At 32.0% G+C, this 21,578-nt stretch carries 24 protein-coding genes; 12 read left to right on the top strand and 12 right to left on the bottom strand.

Annotated features, from left to right (window positions below; genetic code table 11):
* Nucleotides 1-901, bottom strand: a 901-nt coding sequence (locus tag ABIK75_02155) for a hypothetical protein (GenBank protein MEO0089898.1), incomplete at its 3' end; no start/stop codon positions are given.
* Nucleotides 902-913: 12 nt separating this feature from the next.
* Nucleotides 914-1,267 carry a hypothetical protein gene (locus tag ABIK75_02160; protein MEO0089899.1) on the bottom strand — a complete coding sequence of 118 codons (354 nt, stop codon included), beginning with the start codon at nucleotides 1,265-1,267 and terminating at the stop codon, nucleotides 914-916.
* 447 nt (nucleotides 1,268-1,714) lie between these two features.
* Here ABIK75_02160 and ABIK75_02165 point away from each other — a divergent pair, with 447 nt between their 5' ends.
* From ABIK75_02165 to ABIK75_02195, 7 genes are read left to right on the top strand one after another with little or no spacing between them, the layout of a single operon-like run.
* On the top strand, nucleotides 1,715-2,563 hold the full coding sequence (locus ABIK75_02165) for a 3-hydroxybutyryl-CoA dehydrogenase (GenBank protein MEO0089900.1): 849 nt from the start codon (nucleotides 1,715-1,717) through the stop codon (nucleotides 2,561-2,563).
* A complete protein-coding gene (locus tag ABIK75_02170) occupies nucleotides 2,550-2,801 on the top strand; it encodes a DUF4177 domain-containing protein (GenBank protein ID MEO0089901.1) in 252 nt (83 codons plus the stop codon). The genes ABIK75_02165 and ABIK75_02170 overlap by 14 nt, the downstream gene beginning before the upstream one ends.
* Nucleotide 2,802: 1 nt before the next feature.
* Complete coding sequence (locus tag ABIK75_02175; protein MEO0089902.1) at nucleotides 2,803-3,285, top strand: hypothetical protein; 483 nt, start codon at nucleotides 2,803-2,805, stop codon at nucleotides 3,283-3,285.
* Nucleotides 3,285-3,731, top strand: coding sequence for a Holliday junction resolvase RuvX (gene ruvX, locus ABIK75_02180; GenBank protein MEO0089903.1), 447 nt, complete (start codon nucleotides 3,285-3,287; stop codon nucleotides 3,729-3,731). The genes ABIK75_02175 and ruvX overlap by 1 nt, the downstream gene beginning before the upstream one ends.
* On the top strand, nucleotides 3,706-4,674 hold the full coding sequence (gene mltG, locus ABIK75_02185) for an endolytic transglycosylase MltG (GenBank protein MEO0089904.1): 969 nt from the start codon (nucleotides 3,706-3,708) through the stop codon (nucleotides 4,672-4,674). The genes ruvX and mltG overlap by 26 nt, the downstream gene beginning before the upstream one ends.
* Before the next feature lie 42 nt (nucleotides 4,675-4,716).
* Nucleotides 4,717-6,624 carry a DNA topoisomerase (ATP-hydrolyzing) subunit B gene (gene gyrB / locus ABIK75_02190; protein ID MEO0089905.1) on the top strand — a complete coding sequence of 636 codons (1,908 nt, stop codon included), beginning with the start codon at nucleotides 4,717-4,719 and terminating at the stop codon, nucleotides 6,622-6,624.
* Nucleotides 6,621-7,667 (top strand): M42 family metallopeptidase, encoded by a 1,047-nt coding sequence (locus ABIK75_02195; GenBank protein MEO0089906.1) that lies wholly within the window; start codon nucleotides 6,621-6,623, stop codon nucleotides 7,665-7,667. The genes gyrB and ABIK75_02195 overlap by 4 nt, the downstream gene beginning before the upstream one ends.
* Before the next feature lies 1 nt (nucleotide 7,668).
* Here ABIK75_02195 and ABIK75_02200 read toward each other — a convergent pair whose 3' ends face one another.
* Genes ABIK75_02200 through ABIK75_02210 form a run of 3 tightly spaced genes read right to left on the bottom strand, consistent with a single transcriptional unit; the run spans nucleotide 7,669 to nucleotide 11,851 of the window.
* On the bottom strand, nucleotides 7,669-8,901 hold the full coding sequence (locus ABIK75_02200; protein MEO0089907.1) for a type II secretion system F family protein: 1,233 nt from the start codon (nucleotides 8,899-8,901) through the stop codon (nucleotides 7,669-7,671).
* 19 nt (nucleotides 8,902-8,920) lie between these two features.
* Nucleotides 8,921-10,489 carry a GspE/PulE family protein gene (locus ABIK75_02205; protein ID MEO0089908.1) on the bottom strand — a complete coding sequence of 523 codons (1,569 nt, stop codon included), beginning with the start codon at nucleotides 10,487-10,489 and terminating at the stop codon, nucleotides 8,921-8,923.
* 60 nt (nucleotides 10,490-10,549) lie between these two features.
* Entirely contained in the window at nucleotides 10,550-11,851 is a 1,302-nt protein-coding gene (locus ABIK75_02210; GenBank protein ID MEO0089909.1) for a TrpB-like pyridoxal phosphate-dependent enzyme, read from the bottom strand.
* Nucleotides 11,852-11,968: 117 nt separating this feature from the next.
* Here ABIK75_02210 and ABIK75_02215 point away from each other — a divergent pair, with 117 nt between their 5' ends.
* Complete coding sequence (locus ABIK75_02215) at nucleotides 11,969-12,187, top strand: hypothetical protein (protein ID MEO0089910.1); 219 nt, start codon at nucleotides 11,969-11,971, stop codon at nucleotides 12,185-12,187.
* Here ABIK75_02215 and ABIK75_02220 read toward each other — a convergent pair.
* The 7 genes from ABIK75_02220 to mutM are packed head-to-tail and all read right to left on the bottom strand — an operon-like array spanning nucleotide 12,168 to nucleotide 17,553.
* A complete protein-coding gene (locus tag ABIK75_02220; protein MEO0089911.1) occupies nucleotides 12,168-12,605 on the bottom strand; it encodes a PPC domain-containing DNA-binding protein in 438 nt (145 codons plus the stop codon). The genes ABIK75_02215 and ABIK75_02220 overlap by 20 nt on opposite strands.
* The gene (locus tag ABIK75_02225; GenBank protein ID MEO0089912.1) at nucleotides 12,586-13,113 is read right to left on the bottom strand and encodes a CDP-alcohol phosphatidyltransferase family protein; all 528 of its coding nucleotides are present in this window, start codon (nucleotides 13,111-13,113) and stop codon (nucleotides 12,586-12,588) included. The genes ABIK75_02220 and ABIK75_02225 overlap by 20 nt, the downstream gene beginning before the upstream one ends.
* A complete protein-coding gene (locus ABIK75_02230) occupies nucleotides 13,101-13,919 on the bottom strand; it encodes an NAD(+)/NADH kinase (protein ID MEO0089913.1) in 819 nt (272 codons plus the stop codon). Before ABIK75_02230 ends, ABIK75_02225 begins: the two co-directional genes overlap by 13 nt.
* A 16-nt stretch (nucleotides 13,920-13,935) precedes the next feature.
* Nucleotides 13,936-14,760, bottom strand: a complete 825-nt coding sequence (locus ABIK75_02235; protein MEO0089914.1) for a HemK/PrmC family methyltransferase — start codon at nucleotides 14,758-14,760, stop codon at nucleotides 13,936-13,938.
* Entirely contained in the window at nucleotides 14,753-15,823 is a 1,071-nt protein-coding gene (gene prfA / locus ABIK75_02240) for a peptide chain release factor 1 (GenBank protein MEO0089915.1), read from the bottom strand. The genes ABIK75_02235 and prfA overlap by 8 nt, the downstream gene beginning before the upstream one ends.
* Nucleotides 15,824-15,825: 2 nt before the next feature.
* A complete protein-coding gene (locus tag ABIK75_02245) occupies nucleotides 15,826-16,722 on the bottom strand; it encodes an isoaspartyl peptidase/L-asparaginase (protein MEO0089916.1) in 897 nt (298 codons plus the stop codon).
* Nucleotides 16,723-17,553: a DNA-formamidopyrimidine glycosylase gene (gene mutM / locus ABIK75_02250; GenBank protein MEO0089917.1), complete on the bottom strand. Its 831-nt coding sequence runs from the start codon at nucleotides 17,551-17,553 to the stop codon at nucleotides 16,723-16,725. It lies immediately after the preceding gene.
* A 648-nt stretch (nucleotides 17,554-18,201) separates the two neighbouring features.
* On the opposite strand from mutM, the gene ABIK75_02255 reads away from it, so the two are divergent.
* The 4 genes from ABIK75_02255 to ABIK75_02270 are packed head-to-tail and all read left to right on the top strand — an operon-like array spanning nucleotide 18,202 to nucleotide 21,567.
* On the top strand, nucleotides 18,202-18,669 hold the full coding sequence (locus ABIK75_02255) for a hypothetical protein (protein ID MEO0089918.1): 468 nt from the start codon (nucleotides 18,202-18,204) through the stop codon (nucleotides 18,667-18,669).
* An 18-nt stretch (nucleotides 18,670-18,687) separates the two neighbouring features.
* Nucleotides 18,688-19,569, top strand: coding sequence for an acyl-CoA dehydratase activase-related protein (locus ABIK75_02260; protein ID MEO0089919.1), 882 nt, complete (start codon nucleotides 18,688-18,690; stop codon nucleotides 19,567-19,569).
* Nucleotides 19,566-20,639, top strand: coding sequence for an acyl-CoA dehydratase activase-related protein (locus ABIK75_02265; GenBank protein MEO0089920.1), 1,074 nt, complete (start codon nucleotides 19,566-19,568; stop codon nucleotides 20,637-20,639). Before ABIK75_02260 ends, ABIK75_02265 begins: the two co-directional genes overlap by 4 nt.
* On the top strand, nucleotides 20,614-21,567 hold the full coding sequence (locus ABIK75_02270; GenBank protein MEO0089921.1) for an acyl-CoA dehydratase activase: 954 nt from the start codon (nucleotides 20,614-20,616) through the stop codon (nucleotides 21,565-21,567). The genes ABIK75_02265 and ABIK75_02270 overlap by 26 nt, the downstream gene beginning before the upstream one ends.
* The last annotated feature ends 11 nt before the right edge of the window (nucleotides 21,568-21,578 follow it).

Genomic DNA, 21,578 nt, shown 5'->3' on the forward strand with positions numbered 1-21,578 from the left:
AAATTACTTGACCATTACTTCCTTCTAAACAGAAAATATTATTACTCCAAGAAGATGCCAAAGCATCATCAATTCCGTTGCCATTAACATCGGGAATTGGTCTGACACAATAGACGTCGCCACCAGTATTAAAAGACCAAAAGATAGTTGGATTATTTCCTCGGCTATTACCACTGATACAATAAATTCTTCTATCTCTTCCATTTCCCCAGGCACCAGCCAAGACATCATCATAACCATCATTATTTACATCCCTAATTGAATGGACTGAGCCAATTGCATCTTCTGCCCGAAATCGCCAGATAATATTACCGGTTCTTCCGGAAAAACAGAATACTGTTTGGCAATCGGTTCCAGTACCAGCAATTACTTCCCAAATACTATCGCCATCAATATCTCTTAATGGATTTACCGAATAGACCCAGCCTGAACCATAAGGGTCATTATAGGTATTATAAGACCAAATTGTGCTGCCATCGCGCCCGCTAATCGCAAAAATTGTCCTACCACCCCAAGCAGTTCCTAAAAGGGCATCGCCATAACCATCGTTATTTAAATCAAGGATATAAGAGATACATTGGTCGCCCCAACCACCACTATTACTCAATCCACCTTGCGGCCAGACTGCCCAAATTGTCTCACCACTATTTCCTGAAAGACAAAAGAAATGGGCATTACCAGTTGCGCCCGCATCATAAGATTCTGCCAAAACATCAGGATAGCCATCATTATTCACATCAAAGAATTCCGAAACACATTCCATATCGTCAATCCCTTGAAAAGTCCAAAGAAGATGTTGGAGATAGATTTTATAACTACTTTCAATACGCATCTCCTCTAAAACTTTTACATTATTATCAGGGATTTGAAAGATTAAAATAAAGGTTAATAAAAAATTCATCTTTGCCTCCTTTTAAATAATATTAAACAATTTTTTAACTAATAAATCAATTTCCTTTTCTAATTTTTCTATTTCCTTATCCTTTCCTTCTTCTTTCAATCTATGACATTCTTTTGAAAGATAAGAAAGTTGTTTATGGATTTCATTATTTGGGTCAAATTTGGGAATGCCAATATGTTTCATTGTCGAAAGTGTGTTAAAATTTCTGCTAATCAAAGAGTTTGTATTTAAATTTAAAGATTTTTTTATTGGCTCAAGAATTCTCTCAAAACCAATTCTTAAATCTTCCTCAGTCCTTGCCTGCTTTAAAAGTTCCTTTGTTTCTTTTACTAATTTGTCTGCCACCGAAAATAAATTGTCTTTCATAAAACTTATTAAATATACAAATTTTTATAGAAATGTCAATAGGATATTTCTGATTATATTATCAAAATTTTATATTGACAACAATAAAATTTAACTTTTATCAAATTACCCAAATTTATAAGTTCTTGATTTTCAATAACTTATCTTAATTTTTCAGTTTTCTGTATGGAAACTTTTTATTTTGAGGAAAAATTTTATAAGTATTTGAAATTTAATAACTTAACTACTATCACCCTTTTGGATAGGGGGCTATCTACTATACCAACTTGGATACTGCCTTGGAGGTATTTTTATAAATATTTTCCAATAGTTATTTATGATGATTCTGCTTTTTATTTTGTTTAGGAATTTCTTTTAGATTAATCTTTGATATTTTTAAAAAAATATTTTTGACTTTTTATTTATTTATTTTATAATTTATTTAGTTTAAATAAATAGGAGGTTAAGATGATTAATAAAGTAGGTGTTTTAGGTGCGGGAACAATGGGTAATGGTATTTGTCAAGTTTTTGCCCAAACTGGTTATCCAGTGATAATGGTTGATTTGACTAATGAGATTTTAGAAAAAGGGCTGGCAACCATTAAAAAGAGTTTAGAGAAATTTGTCGAAAAAGGCAAAATTACCCAAGAGGATAAAGAGAAAACTTTAGAAAGGATAAAAACTTCTACTAATAAAGATGACCTTCAAGATTGTGATATAATCATTGAAGCAATTATTGAGAATAAGGAAGAGAAAAAGAAGGCGTTTAGTTATTTAGATAAAATCTGTAAGAAAGAAGCAATTTTTGCCTCTAATACTTCAACAATTTCTATTACCGAATTAGCAAGTGCCACAAACCGACCAGAAAAATTTATTGGAATGCATTTTATGAATCCGGTTCCACTAATGACATTAGTAGAGGTAATAAGGGGTTTAAGAACTGATGAGAAAGTTGTTGAAATTGTTGTTGATTTGGCAAAGAAACTTGGTAAAGTGCCGGTAGTTGTTAATGATTCTCCAGGTTTTGTTTCTAATCGGGTTTTGATGCCAATGATTAATGAGGCGATTTATTGTCTTTATGAAGGGATTGCTGATAAAGAAGCGATTGATAACATTATGAAATTGGGGATGAACCATCCGATTGGTCCTTTGGCACTGGCTGATTTGATTGGTTTAGATGTTGTTTTGGCTATTTTAGAAGTTTTAGAGAAGGATTTAGGAGACCCGAAATATCGTCCTTGTCCTTTGTTAAAAAAGATGGTGAATGCTGGATTTTTGGGAAGAAAGACAAAAAGGGGATTTTATGAGTACCAATAAGAAAAAATGGGAATATAAAATAAAAGTATTAGAAGTTCATAGTCATCCAATCTTGGCTTTGGGAAGGTGGCAGATTGAAGGTGATGATAAAAAGATAATTAAAGAGTTCCCTAATGTGGAAAAATATATTAATCAACTGGGCGAAGAAGGCTGGGAACTGGTGGGAACTGCTCCCGGTTCAGATAGCCAAGGAACAATCACCAAGGTGCTTTTGATTTTTAAGCGGGAAAAAGAATAGTTTGTCTTTAAATCCTATTGATTGGCTTTCTATCGGAATTATTACAGTTTTTGGTGCGATTCAATTTTTAAGAAGTTTAGATAATTTAAGTCTTATTTTTTATGAAACCGGCGGGATTATTTTGGCCTGTTATTTTAGTAATATTATTTTTAAAAAGTTTTCTTATAACCCCTATTCTTATCTCTTTTCCTTTATTCTTTTTTTAATTCTTTCTTTTTTTCTTTCTCGGATTATAAATAATTTCTTTTCTTTCTCATTGGGAATTTTTACCTATCTTTTTGGTCTTTTTTTAGGAATTGTTTTTTCTTGGGCGTTATGCCATGCGGTATTAAAAACAATATTAATTTTTTATAAAAACAATCCTGATCTAATTTATCTTTATAAGAAATCCATCTTTGTTTCGCAAATCCTTTTCTTTGGTTTCTTTCGGGAACTTTTGGCATTTTTAACAAGTGTGAGACATAATATTTTCCGCTTTGACTAATGAAAAATATTTTGGCGATTGATTTCGGTTTGAAAAGGGTAGGGCTTGCCTTAGGTGATGAAGAAAAAAGATATGTTTATGGTTATAAAACAATAGAAATTAATAATCTTAATGATTTGCTTAAAAAGATTTTAGAGATTGTGAAAGAAAAAGAGGTTTTTAAAATTATTATTGGCTACCCAAAAGGTTTAAAAGGTGAAGAGACGGAAAGAGGAAGATTAGTAAAAAAATTTAAAGAGAGATTAGAAAAAACGATTGATAAAGAGATAATTTTATTTGATGAGCGCTACACCACCGATTTGGCAAAAAGGATTATTTTCCCCAAAGATTTTAAAAAATCTGGCTTAAAAAAGAAAGAGAGTATGAAAAGAGAGATAAATCTTTTATCAGCAATTTTACTTTTAGAAAGTTATCTAAAAGGTGAAGAAAAAGAGCGAGAAGATTGAAAAGATTTCTTTAATTTTTCTTACTTTTCTTTTTATTTTTTTTCACCAATTTTTTATTAAAGAGAAAGTAAGCGAAAAGATAAATATTTTTATCCCTAAAAATTTATCTTTAAAAGAAATTGGTGATTTATTAAAAGAGAAAGGTATAATAAAAAGAAGATGGTTATTTTCTCTTTATACGAAGATTTTTTTTAAAGAAAAATCATTAAAATATGGTTATTATCAACTTCCGAAAAATTTTTCTGAGTTTAAAATTTTATTACTATTATTAAAAAAATATTCAATGCCAGTTTTTGTGACCATACCAGAGGGTTTAACTATTAAAGAGATTGCAGAAATTTTAGAAAAAAAAGGTGTATGTCCTAAAGAAGAATTTCTTCAATATACTACTTCTCCGGATGTTTTGAAGAAATATAATATCTTCTTTCCTACTGCCGAAGGTTTTTTGTTTCCTGATTCTTATGAATTTTTTACCAATTCTTCACCAGAGGTTATTTTTGATAGAATGTGCCGTCGGTTTTGGCAAATCTATTTGGATTTAAAGAGAAGATATAAAACTAATTTGTCTGATTCAACAATTATTATTTTGGCATCCATTGTTGAGAGGGAAGCGAAGGTTGATTATGAAAGACCAATAATCGCTTCGGTATTTTTAAATCGTTTGAAAAAAGGAATGCGTTTAGAGTCCTGTGCGACAATTGAATACCTTTTAAAGGAAAGAAAGAAAATATTAAGTAGGGAAGATTTAAAAATTAATTCTCCTTATAATACCTATCGCTATAAAGGACTGCCACCAACGCCAATTTGTAATCCTTCCAAGAAATCTTTAGAGGCGGTTTTAAATCCTAAAAAGACCGATTATTATTATTTCTTTACCAAGAACGGAATTACCCATATCTTTTCTAAAACCTATTCGGAACATTTAAATAAAATAAAACATTGACAAATATTGATTTTTTAAAGAAATTTATTATAATAAAATTCTATGATAAAAAATAACAATTATTCAGATTACGATGCCTCAAAAATTCATGTGCTTAAAGGTTTAGAAGCTGTCCGTCGAAGGCCAGCAATGTATATTGGTGATGTGGGGGTCCGTGGTCTCCATCATCTTATTTACGAAGTGGTTGATAATTCAGTAGACGAAGCTTTGGCTGGTTTTTGCGATCATTTGATTGTTACGTTACATAAAAATAATTCTTGCTCAGTAGAAGATAATGGCCGAGGAATTCCTGTAGATATTCATCCAACAGAAAAAAAACCTGCTTTAGAAGTGGTTATGACTATGCTTCATACTGGGGCAAAATTTGAAAACAAAGTTTATCGGATCTCCGGTGGTTTACACGGAGTGGGTGTTTCGGTTGTGAATGCTTTGTCGGAATGGTTGGAGGCCTATGTTTATCGGGATGGAAACATTTATTATCAAAAATACGAAAGGGGTGTAACAAAAACTCCATTACAGATTATTGGAAAAACAAAAAAAACCGGAACAAAAATAACTTTCAAACCGGATAAACAAATTTTCAAAAAGATTGAATTTGACTACGAATTGGTTGCTAATCGGTTAAGGGAACTTGCTTATTTAGTTCCTAATTTAAAGATTGAACTTTATGACGAAAGAAAAGATAAACACGAAGTTTTTCATTATCCTGGTGGAATTATTGATTTCTTAAAATATTTAGATGCTGGGCGCACGCGGCTTCATAAGCCCATTTATTTTAAAGTAGAAAAAGATAAATTAGAAATAGAAATCGCTTTTCAATATAATGATAGTTATTTAGAAAACATTTTTTCCTATGTTAATACTATTAACACTCACGAAGGAGGAACTCATGTTTCAGGTTTTAAATCAGCCTTAACAAGGACTTTAAACGAATATGCTAAAAGAAATAATCTTTTGAAAGAAGATATTGAAATTATTGGTGAAGACACAAGGGAGGGGTTAACAGCAATTATCTCTCTTAAAATTCCTGACCCTCAATTTGAAGGACAGACAAAAACGAAATTAGGAAATAGCGAAGTAAAAGGTATCGTTGAAGCAATTGTTAATGAAAAATTAGAAGCCTTTTTAGAAGAAAATCCTCGGGTTGCTAATATAATTATTAATAAAATTATCAGCGCCGCAAAAAGTCGTTTGGCAGCAAAAAAGGCTCGAGAGTTAGCAAGAAGAAAATCACTTTTAGAAACTGATGTTTTACCAGGTAAATTAGCTGATTGTCAAGAAGAGGATCCAAGAAATGCGGAGATATATATCGTAGAGGGTGAATCGGCTGGTGGCTCGGCTAAACAAGGAAGGGATAGAAGATTTCAGGCAGTTTTACCTTTAAGGGGAAAAATTTTAAATGTAGAAAAATCGAGTTTAAACAAAGTTTTAGGTAATGAAGTAATAAAAACAATTGTTACTGCCCTGGGTGGTGGTTTTGGTGAAGATGAATTTGATCCAGAAAAATTGCGATATCATAAAATAATTATAATGACGGATGCCGATGTGGATGGTTCCCATATTAGAACGTTGCTTTTGACTTTTTTTTACCGTTTTATGCGTCCGTTAATTGAGCAAGGTTATGTGTATATCGCTTTTCCACCTTTATATCGGGTAAAAGTAGATAAACAGGAATTTTATCTTTATTCGGAAGAAGAATTAGAAAAGTTTTTAAAAAGACATAAAAATGAAAAATGTGAAATTCAACGATATAAGGGATTAGGTGAAATGAATCCTCAACAACTTTGGGAAACCACAATGAATCCCGAAAAAAGAAAATTGAAGAGAGTTACTTTAGAAGATGCTGCTGAGGCAGATCGGTTATTTTCTATTTTGATGGGTGAGGAGGTAGAACCAAGAAGAAAATTTATTGAAGAAAATGCTAAATATGTAGAAAATTTAGATATATGATAAAGAGAGAAGAACTTTTTAAAAGTTTAACTGAAGCATTTGGTCCTTCCGGATTTGAAAAAGAAGTAAGCGAAATTTTAAAAACCTATTTTTCCTACGTAGGGGAAATTGTTTATGACCGATTGGGAAGTATTATCTGTAAGCGAGAGAAAAAGGGATTAAAAATAATGTTTGCTGCCCACATGGATGAAGTTGGTTTTTTAGTTTCTAAAATTACAAAAGAAGGATATGTTCAGTTTTTGCCGATCGGTGGCTGGTATTCACAGGTTTTATTAGGTTCGCCAGTAAAAATAAGAACCTATAAAGGAGATTTTTTAGGAGTGATCGGTGCGAAGCCGCCTCATGAATTACCAGAAGAAGAAAGAAACAAAGTAATTCCTATTGAGAAAATGTATATTGATTTTGGAACTTTTGATGGTTTTGATATAAGTAAAGAATTTGGTATAAGAATTGGTGACCCAATTATTCCCTTTTTTAACTATCAAAAACTGCCTAATAATCTTCATTTAGGTAAAGCCTGGGATGATCGGTTTGGTTGCGCAATTCTTTGTGAACTCGGTTATGCTTTAAAAGAAATTGATCATCCTAATTCAATATACTTAGTAGGTACCTGCCAAGAAGAAGTTGGTTTACGAGGAGCACGCACAGCTGCCGAATTCATTAAACCTGATATTGCTTTTGCCATTGATGTTTCTATTGCTCGGGATTATCCTGGTTATAGTCTCAAAGAAACTCCAGAAAGATTAAAAAATGGTTGTGCTATAATCACTTACGATGTAACAATGATTCCTAATATAAAATTAAGAGATTTTGTTATTGAGATTGCCGAAAAATATAGTATAAAATATCATTTAACTACTATTCGCGGTGGCTATGATACAGGTGCTATCCATTTAAAGGGAATTGGAGTGCCTTCTTTAGCAATTGGTATTCCTACTAGATATATTCATTCTCATTGTGGAATTATTGCTGAAGAAGATTATATAGCCTGTCTAAATCTATTGATTAAGATTTGTGAGAATTTAGAAGATTTTTCCTTTTGATTTATCTCATTCCTTGTTGACCAAAAGAGGTGAGAATACTCATATAAGGCATAATCACTGCAATAATAATAAATACAACTCCAATTCCCATTACTAAAATAAGCACCGGTTCAATCAAACCAGTTAAATTTTTTGCTATTCTTTCTACTTCATTATCATAATAATCAGCAACTTGTCTGAGCATCTCATCTAAAGCACCTGATTCTTCACCGGTGGCTACCATTTGGACAACCATTGGCGGAAAAACTCCGCTTTCTCTCATAGGTGGTGCAATTCCTCTTCCTCGACGAACACTTTCGGCAATCGCGTCGATGTGTTGAGAAATATAAGCATTACCTACCGTTTTTGAAACCAATGCCAAACTTCTCAAAATTGGTAAACCAGTTCTATCCAAAGTTTCAAACATACGAGCAAAGCGGGCGAGAATCATTTGGTATATTAGCGGTCCGGCAATTGGAATTTTTAATTTTACCCTATCCCACCATAATCTACCAGCTTTTGTTCGGATGAAAGTATAAAATAAAATTCCCAAAATTGCTAAGAAGAAAATACCAATTGCCCAATAGTTTTTCATAAAGTTAACAAAACCGATAAGAATTTTTGTGGGTGTTGGTATGTTGCTTCCTAAACCCGTCAAAAGCATAATAAACTTTGGTAATACAAAAGTAGAAAGAACGATAACTGCCACAATCATACCCACCATTAAGATTATTGGGTATCTTAAAGCAGACATCACTTCACTTCTTAGTTTTCTTTCGTGTTCTAACAAATCCGCTAAACGGGTCAAAATTTCATCCAATACACCACCCGTTTCACCGGCCCAAACCGAATTAACATATAATTCATTGAAAATCCTGGGGTATTTTGCCATTGCTTGAGAAAGAGAGGCACCACCCATTAAGTCTTTTCTAATACCATCAAGAGCTTTGGCTAAAGCTGCTGAACGGGTTTGAGCCTGAAGAGCACTTATTGCGGAAAGCATTGGTAAGCCCGCTTTATGAAGGGTAACAAATTGACGAGTAAAATTTATTAAATCAATTGCTTTTACTCGGCCAGCAAAAAGATTTTCAAAAGAAAAACCACCGCCGCTTGGTTGCTTTATTTCTTTAACTTGAAGAGGAATGTAACCAAGAGCGTCAAGTTTTTCAATTACACTATTTACATCGCTTCCTTCTACTGTACCAGTTAGTACTCTTCCTTCTCGATCTCTTACTTTATAAGAAAATAAAGGCATAAATGCCTCCTCTTATTTATTAAATTACAATCTTTTCTGCTTCTCTCATAACTTCTTCAACAGTAGTGATGCCCATAAGAACCTTTTTAATACCATCTTCCCAAAGAGTATCCATACCGCTCTCTTTCGCTAACATTCTAATGGCACTAGTGGGCGGACGGGTGACAATTAATTCTCTCATTTTTTCGTCGACTTTCATAACCTCAAATATACCGATTCTTCCATAATACCCAGTATAACGACAATGTTCGCAACCTCGACCTCGATATAAAATGGTATCAGGAGGTAATTCTAATTCTTCTAAAATTTTAGGAGAAGGTTTATATTCTTCTTTACATTTTGGGCAAATTCTTCTTACTAATCTTTGAGCTAAAACTCCTTCCATTGCTGAAGCCACTAAGAAGGGTTCGATTCCCATATCAATTAATCGGGTAATTGTTCCAGGAGCATCGTTAGTATGGATTGTGGAAAAAACTAATTGACCGGTTAAAGCCGCACGAATTGCGACGGTTGCTGTATCTTTGTCCCGAATCTCACCAATAAAAATTACATCCGGGTCTTGACGCAAAATATGTCTTAGACCAACAAGATAAGTATAACCAGCTCTTTCGTTTACCTGAGATTGGCAAAGACCATCAATATCGTACTCTACTGGGTCTTCAATCGTAATAATATTTTTTTCGGTGCCCCTGATTTCTTGTAAAATTGCGTAAAGGGTTGTAGTCTTTCCAGAGCCAGTTGGACCCGTTACCAAAATAACACCGTGAGGTTTTCTTATCATCTCCCGAAGAACCGCCAATCTTTCCGGTAAAAGTCCTAATTCATCTAAAGATAAAAGTCTTACTCGGTCCAAAATACGCATTACCACTTTTTCACCATAAGTGGTAGGAAAAGTAGAAACCCGGAAATCAATTTCTCGACCATCAATAATTGCTGAATAACGACCATCCTGAGGTAATCTTTTTTCCGCAATGTTCATTCGCGACATAATTTTGATACGGGATACCACCGCTAATTGTAAAGCCTTCTTAGGAGCAACTACAGGATGCAATACACCATCAATTCTAAATCTTACTTGTAAACCTTCTCTTGTTGGTTCAATATGAATATCTGACGCACGCTCTCTTACAGCTCTTATAATTAGTTGGTTTACCCATCTTACTACCGGTGCTTCGGAAGCTAACTCTTCAAGTTTCTTAGGAGTTAAATCAAGTTCCGCCGCCACTTCCCCTTCACCCAAAGGTTCAATAGTTTCTACTTCTGGTTCATCCGGAATATCAGGAGGTTGGGTTTGGGCATAATATTCATTTAATACTTGATAGAGATCTAATTCCTTACACACCATTACTTGGACTTCCATTCCAGAAAATCTACGGATTTCATCTATAGAATAAATATTAGAAGGATCCACCATCGCAACAACTAAAGTATTTCCTGATTTAAAAAGTGGCAGAAATTTATGAGCCCTCAAAAATTCTTCCGGAAACATTCTCATTACTTCAGTATCAATTTTAAAGGTAGTTAAATCTACAAAAGGCACTCCATATTTTTGTTCTAATTCAAATCCAATATTATCTTCTTGCGCCATAATTGCACCTCCCTACCACATTTTAAATATTATAAAGCAAAAAAATAAAAAAGTCAATAATTATTTAAGTTTTAAGACCTCTCGATAACCGGCTAAATCTAAAAACCCATGTCCAGAAATGTTTATTACAATGACTTTTTTTACCCCCTCTTCTTTTGCTTTTAAAGCTTCATCGATAGCAAAGGCAATCGCGTAGGAAGATTCGGGAGCCGGTAAAAAACCTTCGCATTCAATAAACATTTTTGCCCTTTCGAAAACATATCTTTCATCTGAGGGGTAAGTGACGGTTTCGATTAAATTATGGTGTCTTAAAAGGCTGATAATTGGTGCTGCTGCGTGATATCTTAATCCATCAGCCTTAATTGGCTTCATTTTTATTTTGTGACCTAAAGTATACATTTTTAATAAAGGAGTAAATTCACCATAATCGGCAAAATCGTATTCGTATTTTCCTTTAGATAAATTAGGTGCGACTTCACTTTGACAGGCAACAAATCTGATTTTCTTTTTATATTTTAAAACTTCGCCAATAAAAGGTAAAGTAAAACCACCAAAATTAGAACCACCGCCTAAACAAGCAGCCATGATATCAGGTTCGACACCAATTTTTTCTAATTGTCTTTTTGTTTCTAAACCAATAATTGTTTGGTGTAAAAGTACATGATTTAATACCGAACCAAGACAATAAATAGTATCTTCGTTTTTTAAAGCATCTTCAATTCCTTCGGAAATAGCAATTGCTAAGGACCCTGGATGGTTAGGGTTCTTTTTATATAATTTTTTTCCAACATCTGTTTTTGGGCTGGGGGAAGCATAAACTTCCGCTCCAAGAAGTTGCATTAAACTTCTTCTTTCTTTTTTCCATTTATAAACTGCTCTAACCCAATAAATGGTACATTTTAAACCAAGCAAAGCAGCCCCATAAGCTAAAGCAGTTCCCCACTGGCCGGCTCCCGTTTCAGTGGTTACCCTTTTGTAACCTTCCTTTTTAGCATAATAACATTGAGCCAATGCTGTATTTACTTTATGACTTCCTGTTGGACTAAAAAATTCCGCTTTATAATAGATCTGAGCAGGTGTTTCTAATCTTTTCTCTAAGTTTATTGCTCGAAACAAAGGGCGAGGTCTGCCAGCTTGCAAATATAACTCTCTTAATTCTTCAGGGATAGGTATCCATTCCTCTTGGGACATTTCTTGTTTTAAACATTCATTAATTAAAATTTTTGATAAATTTTTTAACCTTGACTCTCCCTTTTCTGGATCTTTAGGAGGAGGCAAAGGTTCGGGTAAAACAGGCAAAATATTATACCATTTGTCCGGTAATTCTTCTGGTAAAAGATTTACTTGCCTTATTTCTTTCATTACTACCCCCTATTAAATTTTAATTTTAATTTTAATAAAATATTATTTTAAAGTCAAATATTATTGACAAATAAAAATTTTTCGTTATAATTTAATATAAGCAAGCAGGAGGTGGAAATGCGAGGTTTAATTGAAAAGGCTTTATTTCTAAAACCTTCAGAAACAAAAAAATTCTTTACGAGAATAAATGACGATAAAGATTTCCTTTTCTATCTTTTTCTTTCTCCTAAAGGAGTGTGGGAATTATTATGTTATAAAACTACCGGTGAGCGAATTTGGCGAGCAGCAAATTTAAAAAAGGAGGATATATTAGAACTTATTGGTGAAATTTTTTAAAACTTATTAAATTTAAACCAATATCGGGAAAGAATTCTCTTTTGATCTTTTTTTCTATTAAGATTAGAAAAATTTCTAAAGTAGCCGTTATTCTTCCTGAAAATAAATGGCCACCAAAAATTTGAAAGTTTCGGTCAGCCAGAATGATATGGGCATGAATAAAAATTTCTTTTTTTAAATAAGAAATATTACCAAGAAGAGAGAGGATCTCGCATTCCTTTTTAATCACTTTTTTTAAATATTTCTTTTTGGTTAAATCATAATATCCTAGTGTGAAATCTTTGCCGGCTCCGATACCATAAAAAAAACCACCTTTTATATGGTTTTTTTTGGAAAAATTTTTTAAAGAATCAATAATTTCTTCGTCTTTTTCTAAGCGCAAGAAATAAATAAAATTGTTAATTTTTTTTGCTTCCATATAATTTTAAAAAATAAATAAAATAATCTAAAAAAGATAAGATAATAAAAATCCAGGTTAAATAAGTAATAATTAAAAGCTCCTTTTGCCGATTGAGAAGCGTAGTCAAAATAAGAAGGGCAAAGAGAAAACCGGTTATTTTCCCCAAGATCGAAGATTTAGAAATGATATTTTTTTTCTTCATCAAAAAGATAAAACCCGCAGTAATAAGTAAATCACGAATTATTATTGCCAGCACAATTTTAAAATCAAGGTTTTTAATTATTACTAAAGTTACTAAAATTGTTCCCACCCAAATTTTATCAACCAAATGATCAAGGATTTTACCCAGGTCTGAAACTTGATTTAACTTTCGAGCTAAATAGCCATCAAAGGCATCGGTTAACCACGATAAAGAAATAAAAAGTAGACTTAAAGAGTGAAGATTTTTAGATAAAAAGAATAAAATTAGTGGTAAAAAAATTAATCGGGAAATGCTTAAAATATTGGGAATGGTTAAAATCCCCATTTCAGTTTTTTCTTCAGAATATCAAAATAGGTTTTTTCTTTTTTATTAACTAAAAGAAAGTAATTTTTTGCTTTTTCTAATATTACTTCTTCATCAGCATTTAAAGAAAAAACTCTTTGGCCATCCAGAACTAAATGGGCCGGAGCATTCTTTCTTCCCAAGAGAAGTTTTAATTGGAAGTTGCCCGGTAAGATTAAAGGTCGGCTTGATAATAAATGGGGAGCAATAGGAGTAATAATAAAGACCTCCGAAAGCGGATGAACAATTGGTCCACCCGCTGCCAAAGAATAAGCAGTAGAACCAGTAGGGGTAGCCACAATTACACCGTCACCATTAAACTTATTAATCAACTCGTCCTCTACATAAAGATTTACCTCAATCATCCTTAAAGAGTTCCCCATATTAATCGCCACATCATTCAATACAAAAATCTCTTCATTTTTAAAATTTACTTTAATAAGCATTCTCTTTTCAATTATTAATTCTTTTTTTAAAAAATCTTCAATTGCTTTTATTTTTTCTTCTTTGGAAAAGGTGGTTAAAAATCCTAAACTTCCTAAGTTAATACCAATTGTCGGTATTGCCAACCCTTTTAAAATTTTAGAAGTCCTTAAAATTGTACCATCACCTCCTAAGGCAATAATGAAATCTATTTCTTCTAAATTCTCTTCTAAATTTCCGTAATTATTATAACCCAAATATTCTCTTTCTTCTTTTATAAAAAAAGGTTCAATATTGTTTTTGATAAGATAATCAACAATTTCTTTGGTAATTTTTTTAATTTCTTCTTTTTTTAAATTTACCACCAAACCGGCTTTCATTTTAAGAAATTATGGCGAATCTAATTTTTTTAGTCAAAGAGTTAATAAAGATAAAAGAAGAGTATAATTCTTTAGCATATTGGTAAATTTTTATTGGATGGTTACTATCAATTTCTAAAAAAATTTTTCCGTTTTTTTTAAGAAAAACTTTGCCTTCTTTTAAGATTCTTTTTATCACCAAAAGACCATCTTCACCACCATATAAAGATTTTTTATCTTCATAGTCTTTAACTGCTTTGGGAAGTCTTTCATAATCCCTTTTATTAATATAAGGGGGATTAGAAACAATTAAGTCAAATTGGTTAAAATATTTCTGATAGTTGGGAAAATAAAATAAATCGGCATAATATAGTTTAATACGATTTGTGAGCGAATATTTCTCAATATTTTTTCTTGCTACTCTTAATGCTCTTTTTGATATGTCCGTACCGATAATTAAGGCATTGGGAAATATCCGAGCAAGAGCAATTGTTAAATTTCCGGTTCCGACACCAATATCAATAATGTAGTGCACATTCTTTTTATTCTGATTTTCCTTTTCTATCAAAGAAATAAGCAACTCAGTTTCGGCTCTGGGAATAAAAACCCCTTTTTCAATAAATAATTCTAAATCTAAAAAATAGGCTTTTTTTAAAAGATAGGGAAGGGGTATTTCGTCTTTCTTTTTTTTACAAAGGTTAATAATTTTTTTAATTTTGTTTTTGGGTAGTTTCTCACTTAAATAGATTTGATAAAGTTTTTTGTCAAATACGGCTGAGAGAATAAAATGGAACTCTTCGTCATTGAGATTGTATCTTTTTTTAATTGTTAATAATTCCTTATTCATTTAAAATTTTTTCGATCTCTTTTTCTTGTAGTTGTGAGATAATGGGATCTAAATTTCCCTCCATAATTTTATCGAGTTCATAGAGAGTGAGGTCGATTCGGTGATCGGTAACTCGATTTTGAGGGAAATTATAGGTTCTTATTTTTTCCGCGCGTTCGCCACTACCAATTTGTTTTCTTCTTTCTTTATCAACTTCTTCTTTCTGTTTTTTTCTTTCGTATTCTAATAGACGGGCCTTTAAAATCTTTAGTGCTTTTTGTCGGTTTTGATACTGGGAGCGTTCATCCTGGCAACTAACCACTATTCCGGTAGGTAGGTGGGTAATTCGAACTGCTGAATCAGTAACATTTACATGTTGGCCACCTTTGGAACTGGCACGAAAAACTTCAATTTTTAAGTCTTCTTCTTTAATATTAATCTCTACTTCTTTCGGTTCCATTAATACTGCTACTGTTACCGTAGAAGTGTGAATTCGACCGGAAGCTTCAGTGATAGGTACTCTTTGAACACGATGAACACCTTGTTCAAATCTTAAATAGTTGTAAGCCCCTTCGCCACTAACCAAGAAAATTATTTCTTTCGCGCCACCCAAGTCAGAAGGGCGAAAAGAAAGGATTTCGTATTTAAATCCCTTTTTATCCAAATATTTTTGATACATTTTGAATAAATCCATAGCAAATAGGCAGCTTTCTTCACCACCGGCTGCTGGTCGAATCTCAACTATACAATTTCTCTTTAAGTCTTCTCCTTGGGGAAGAAAATAATAAAAAAGCTCTTTTTCTAATTCTTTTTTTTCTTTCTCTAATTTCTCTTCTTCTTCTAAGAGATACTGATAAGTTTCTTTATCACAACTTTCTTTCATTTTAATAATTTCTTCTAATTCCTTTTCTTTCTTTTTTAGACTTTCGTATTTTTCGACAATATTTTTTAATTCTTTATATTCTCTTCCCAGTTCTTCTAGCAACTTAGGATTGCTGATAATTTCTCTGTCACTAAATTTTTTGTCAATTTCTTTTAATTTTTCTTTTATTACCTCGATTTTTCTTTCCCACTGAATTTTCATAATCAAAAAGTGATCATTTTGCCATCTTTAATAAATCCCCAAGCCATTTCTTTTGTGGTATACCCATGGCCAACATTACCTTGGGCATCAACGCCGATCACACCGCAAAGGCAATTTCTTTTTTTAAGTTCTTCCATCACAATATTAATAGCCGTCTGAATATCGTAATTTTTTACTAATTCACAAATTTCTTTGGCAACAAAATTTTTGGTAATACTTTCTCCGTGGCCAGTGGCAGAAACACCGGCTAATGGATTAGCATAAGTTCCAGCACCAATAATTGCACTATCGCCAATTCTGCCTGGTAGTTTTCCTCTTATTCCACCAGTAGAAGTGGCTACTGCGATAACTCCATAACGATCCAAAGCACAGGCACCAACCGTGCCGAACTTTTCTTCTTTTTTCAGATTTTTATAAAGAGCAATAAGTTTTTTAAAATTGGGAAAATAAAAATTTTCTCCTTTTTCAATAAGTTTTTTTAACCTTTCTACTTCCTTTTCTGTTTTAGGATTATATTCGGAAAAACCCATTAATTGGGCAAACAATTTGGCTCCCTCTCCTACTAATAATAGATGATCGGTTTCTTCCATAATTTTTTTTGCCACCAAAATTGGATTTTTGATGTTTTTAATTGCTCCACAAGCACCAAAATGTCCTTCGCTGGTCATTATCGAAGCATCCATTTCTACTTCAAAGAGAAGATTAAGTACCGAACCTGTTCCAGCATTAAAAACTGGATTGTCTTCCAATTCACAGACCGCAGCACAAACAGCATCAATTGCTTTCCCATCTTTTGCTAAAATCTGCCAACCCTTTAATAATGCTTTTTCAATACCTTTTTTTGTTTCTTCTTTTTCCTCTATTTTTCCGGCACCACCATGGACTATTATGGCAATCATTTACTCCTCCTTTTGACATTTAGGACAAAAATAAGAAGAACGATTATTAATTTTTATTCTTAAAATTTTTCCTTTACATCGAGGACATTTCTCACCTTCTTTTCTAAAAACTTTTAAATAATTTTGAAAAGAACCTTCTTTACCATTGGGTCTTAAATAATCACTGATGGAAGTTCCCTTTTTTTTAATAGCAATTTTAATAATCCTTTTTAAACATTTAACAAGTCTTTTTATTTCGTAATCTTTTAAAGAAGAACCTTTTCTTTTAGGATGAATTCTGGCACAAAAAAGCGCTTCATCAGAATATATATTGCCTACTCCACAAGCAATCTTTTGGTCTAAAAGAAGGGTTTTAATAGAGGTATTACGATTTTTAATTTTTTCTTTAAGATATTGAAAATTGAATTCCGGCATCAGCGGCTCTTTACCAAGATTATTTAAAGAAGAAAGCGATTTTGGTAATTGATCTTGTGGATAAAAATAAACTCTTCCTAACAATCTTGGCTCAGCAAATGACAAAACTCCATTATTAAACAAAAATTTAATTCGGCTATATTTTATTTCCTCTTTTGGATTTTCATTATAAATAAGCCTGCCTGATAACCGTAAATGAAAAGTTAGATTATAATTTCCTGAGAGCTTAAAAATTAAATATTTTCCTTTCCTATCAATATCCAAAATTTTTTTATTAATAATCTCCTTTAAAAAATCTTTAGATTTTGGATAGCCAATAATTTTCTTATTTTCTAATTTTACACCAATAAATTTTTTATTAATTAAAAAGGCTTTTAACTCATTTTTTATTGTCTCTACTTCTGGTAATTCTGGCATTTTTATATTTTATATAAAAGATTAGATTTGTCAAATTTTCTGTTTAATAAAAAAACATCGTTATTAGCCATAAAATGAGATTGCTATAATATATTTACCCTTTCTGTGCTTTTTAACTATGTTTTAACACATTTACTTATTTCCCTTGACATTTTAAAATTTTTGACTATATTTGTAGTAGTTATGTTTATAGAATGTTATAAATTCTTAATAGAAATATATTAAAAAATGGGAAAAAATTTGCGCAGAGGAAGAAAAACCTAATAGAGGGGGTAATAGGGGGTAGGTCTATTCTATCGGAATATTTTTAACTCGATTATTATTGATAATAATACTTTTGTTAACGGTGATAACAATAACTTTATTAAGGCTAATAACTATATTTTTATTAATCACTTTAATAATAAGTTTACTTTTAATAATTTCGTAGGATCTAAATAACCACTGGATGTTAGACTATTTAGATGGAACTCCCTCATAGATAGATTATTTTAAGTATTCTCTAATATGAGCAAAAGTTCTTTTATTTTAGAACATTCTTATCTTAAATTTATTACTTCTGGTAACCATTCTTACCACATTTACTAGTTAGTATTTATTGACAAAAAGAAAATTTTAAATTAAAATAAAAGTTAAAAAGGAGGAATAATGAGAAAATTACTTATTTTAATGGTGAGTGTTTTAATTATTACTAATTTATCGGCATTAAACATAGGCGTCGGAATTGGCGTTGAAGATTTGGGCAATGATGCTTATTTACGAATAAAAGGTGATGCTATTCTGCCGATTGTTTCTTTTTTAGATTATCGGCTTGGTTTCTTGATTTTTAATTTGAAAGAAAAAGATATAACATTAGGCACAGGAATTGATAATGATATACTTGTTAAAATTCCCGTGCCTTTTCTTTTTCAAATTTATATTCCCTGTGGTTTTTCATTTTATTTTAATGATGGGAAATCTTTTAATTTAAATGGTGGATTTGGCTTAGAAAAGGAACTTGGTTTCTTAAAGGGTTATTTAGAAGGTGGATTGAGATATTTTAAAACGGGCGAAGGTGAAGGTAAAACTCGCTTTTATCTTCAAGGAGGTATTAGAATACCTTTAGAAATATTATAATAATTATTATAATATTTAATGAAAGGGAAAATAGGTGTTATACGTGCTTTACTTTATTACCGTTATGGTAATTTTTTTATAAATTTCTTTAAATCTCTTGGTATTGATTATCTTTTATCACCAGAAACAAATAAAGAATTGATTGATTTGGGGGTGAAAAATTCTTCTTCGGAGGTTTGTTTGCCATTGAAAGTTGCTTGTGGTCATCTACTTTATTTAAAAGATAAAGTTGACTATCTTTTTATTCCGAAAATTATTTATCCCTATGAAAACCTTTATACTTGTCCCAAAATGATGGGACTACCAACAATTGCTTGGTATCTTTGTGGCAAAGAAAAGGTGATTTCACCTACTATAAAAAGAAATTTCTTTTTACCTCTATTTTTTGTTGGTTTAAAATTTAGAAAAAATCCTTTTAAAATAATTTCTGCTTATCTAAAAGCAAAAAATGTAAGTAAAGAGAGAAAGAAAATCTCCTTTGATAACAAGAAATTAAAAGTGGCGATAATTAGTCATTTTTATAATATTTATGATAAAGAAATTGGTGATGTTTTAATTGAGACTTTTAAAAAAGAAGGTTTTTCAGTTTATTTAAAAGACGATTTGGATGAGAAAATTTTAAGAAAGAAGGATGGTTTTGCTAAAAATATTCGCTGGGCTTTTGAGAGAGAGTTATATAATGCTTTTAAGTATTACTTAGATAAAGTTGATGGAATATGCTTCTTCTTTTCTTTTGCCTGTGGACCAGATTCTTTAATTGGTGAAATGATGGCAAAGGAAGCAAAGGAGAAAGATGTTCCCTTTTTGACAATTATTTTTGATGAACATTCGGGAAAAGAGGGAATGATAACAAGGATTGAAGCCTTTTGTGAAATGATTAAAAGAAAGAAGAATTTATGAAAGCAGCCTTTCCTTATATCGGCTATCATTCAATTGCCTTGAAAGATTTTTTAACTGCCTTAGGAGCAGAAGTTTGTCTACCACCGCAATTAACCAAAAGAACATTAGAATTGGGAGTAAAATATTCACCAGAAATGGTCTGTTTGCCTTTTAAAATTACCTTAGGAAATTTTATTGAAGCATTAGAGAGGGGAGCCGATACTTTGTTTATGGCTGCTGGAGCACGGAAATGTCGATTTGGTTATTATCATTACCTTCAAGAAAAAATTTTGAGAGAATTGGGTTATCAATTTAAATTCTATTCGGTCTCTCAATATTCACCTTACGAGTTTATTTTTGAAAAGATGCCGCAGATTTTTAATGTCTCGCCATTAAAAGTTTTGAAGGCATTATATTTAATGATTAAAAAAAGCGAACTTTGTGAGAATTTTAAAAATTGTTTAAGGGTAATAAGAGCGATTGATTATCAAAAGTCTTTGATATTGGAAAGAGAATATCTTAAAAGGGTTAAAAAGGTAAAAAGAATAAAAGAGATCAATGCTTTAAATAGAGAATTGAAAGAACTTAGAAGAAGATGGCTAAAAGAGAACGGAACAAAATTAAGAATTGGTTTAGTGGGCGAGATCTATTTTTTGTTAGAAGATTTTGCTAATCAAGAATTGGAAAAAGAACTGGCCAAATTTGGTGTTTTAGTATTGTCCAAAAGAAGTCTTTATCGCCGTCTAAAACATCTTTTAAAAATTGAAGCAGATTTTTTAAAAATTTATTATTATGCTCGAAAATACTTAGCTACTTCACCAGGTGGTGAGGCTTTACACACAATTGGTGAGGCGATTGATTTTATAAAAAAAGGAGTTGATGGAATAATCCATATATTTCCTTTTACTTGTATGCCGGAAAATATTGTGCTTCATTCTTTAGAAAAGATTAGCGAAGATTATAATGTGCCAATACTTTCCTTATCCTTTGATGAGCATACTTCCAAAACAGGTCTTTTAACAAGGATTGAAGCCTTTTTAGAATTGGTAAAAAGGAGGAAAAGGAATGGCAACAGTTTATCTCGGCATTGATGTTGGTTCAATATCTACTAAGGGTGTTGTTTTAGATAATAATTTTAATGTAATTACCTATGAATATTTAAGGACAAAAGGAAGACCGATAGAAGCAGTTTTAAATTTAATAAGAACTTTTAAAGAGCGGATTGGCAACAATGTAAAATTTGGTGGCGTCGGGACAACCGGAAGTGGTCGTAGGTTAGCCGGAGTGATGATTGGTGCGGATATTGTTAAGAATGAGATTATTGCTCACGCTATTGCTGCTTCCCATTTTTATCCCGATTGTCAGACAGTAATTGAAATTGGCGGTCAGGACTCAAAGATTATTATATTAAGAAATGGCATTCCGGTTGATTTCGCGATGAATACCGTTTGTGCTGCCGGAACCGGTTCCTTTCTTGACCATCAAGCACAGAGATTAGGGATACCAATTGAGGAATTTGGTAAATTGGCATTGAAAGCAAAGACGAAAGTAAATATTGCTGGTCGTTGTACGGTCTTTGCCGAGAGCGATATGATTCATAAAGCCCAATTGGGATTTCCTATTGAAAGCATTATTGCTGGTCTATGTGAGGCAATTGTCAGAAATTATTTAAATGTGGTAGCAAAAGGTAAAGAGATAAAGCCGTTAATTCTATTTCAAGGTGGTGTAGCAGCAAATGTGGGAGTAAAAGAAGCGTTTAAGAAAGAATTAAAACAAGAGATAATTGTTCCTGAATATTTTTTAGTAATGGGAGCAATTGGTGCAGCAATTTTAGCAAAAGAGGAAACAAATGGTAATGGAAGTAAATTTTATGGGTTTGAAATAGCCAATTGTGACTTTGAAACAAAAGCAGTAGAATGTGAAGGTTGTGCTAACCGTTGTGAAATAATTCATACTTATCGGAATAATGAACTTATTGATATTTATGGTGACCGCTGTGGCAAATGGTCCGGTGGATAAATCCTATTTGA

The organism is candidate division WOR-3 bacterium (genome assembly GCA_039801725.1).
Classification (GTDB): Bacteria; Hydrothermota; Tepidihabitantia; order Tepidihabitantales; family DTDR01; genus DTDR01.

Bases quoted from the DNA above. Each gene is read 5' to 3' on its own strand.
- ABIK75_02195 (MEO0089906.1), top strand. From the start codon at position 6,621: ATGATAAAGAGAGAAGAACTTTTTAAAAGTTTAACTGAAGCATTTGGT.
- ABIK75_02205 (MEO0089908.1), bottom strand. From the start codon at position 10,489: ATGGCGCAAGAAGATAATATTGGATTTGAATTAGAACAAAAATATGGA.
- ruvX (MEO0089903.1), top strand. From the start codon at position 3,285: ATGAAAAATATTTTGGCGATTGATTTCGGTTTGAAAAGGGTAGGGCTT.
- prfA (MEO0089915.1), bottom strand. From the start codon at position 15,823: ATGAAAATTCAGTGGGAAAGAAAAATCGAGGTAATAAAAGAAAAATTA.
- ABIK75_02170 (MEO0089901.1), top strand. From the start codon at position 2,550: ATGAGTACCAATAAGAAAAAATGGGAATATAAAATAAAAGTATTAGAA.
- ABIK75_02270 (MEO0089921.1), top strand. From the start codon at position 20,614: ATGGCAACAGTTTATCTCGGCATTGATGTTGGTTCAATATCTACTAAG.
- ABIK75_02200 (MEO0089907.1), bottom strand. From the start codon at position 8,901: ATGCCTTTATTTTCTTATAAAGTAAGAGATCGAGAAGGAAGAGTACTA.
- ABIK75_02255 (MEO0089918.1), top strand. From the start codon at position 18,202: ATGAGAAAATTACTTATTTTAATGGTGAGTGTTTTAATTATTACTAAT.
- ABIK75_02235 (MEO0089914.1), bottom strand. From the start codon at position 14,760: ATGAATAAGGAATTATTAACAATTAAAAAAAGATACAATCTCAATGAC.
- ABIK75_02220 (MEO0089911.1), bottom strand. From the start codon at position 12,605: ATGGAAGCAAAAAAAATTAACAATTTTATTTATTTCTTGCGCTTAGAA.
- ABIK75_02265 (MEO0089920.1), top strand. From the start codon at position 19,566: ATGAAAGCAGCCTTTCCTTATATCGGCTATCATTCAATTGCCTTGAAA.
- ABIK75_02260 (MEO0089919.1), top strand. From the start codon at position 18,688: ATGAAAGGGAAAATAGGTGTTATACGTGCTTTACTTTATTACCGTTAT.
- ABIK75_02245 (MEO0089916.1), bottom strand. From the start codon at position 16,722: ATGATTGCCATAATAGTCCATGGTGGTGCCGGAAAAATAGAGGAAAAA.
- ABIK75_02160 (MEO0089899.1), bottom strand. From the start codon at position 1,267: ATGAAAGACAATTTATTTTCGGTGGCAGACAAATTAGTAAAAGAAACA.
- mutM (MEO0089917.1), bottom strand. From the start codon at position 17,553: ATGCCAGAATTACCAGAAGTAGAGACAATAAAAAATGAGTTAAAAGCC.
- ABIK75_02210 (MEO0089909.1), bottom strand. From the start codon at position 11,851: ATGAAAGAAATAAGGCAAGTAAATCTTTTACCAGAAGAATTACCGGAC.
- ABIK75_02165 (MEO0089900.1), top strand. From the start codon at position 1,715: ATGATTAATAAAGTAGGTGTTTTAGGTGCGGGAACAATGGGTAATGGT.
- gyrB (MEO0089905.1), top strand. From the start codon at position 4,717: ATGATAAAAAATAACAATTATTCAGATTACGATGCCTCAAAAATTCAT.
- ABIK75_02225 (MEO0089912.1), bottom strand. From the start codon at position 13,113: ATGGGGATTTTAACCATTCCCAATATTTTAAGCATTTCCCGATTAATT.
- ABIK75_02215 (MEO0089910.1), top strand. From the start codon at position 11,969: ATGCGAGGTTTAATTGAAAAGGCTTTATTTCTAAAACCTTCAGAAACA.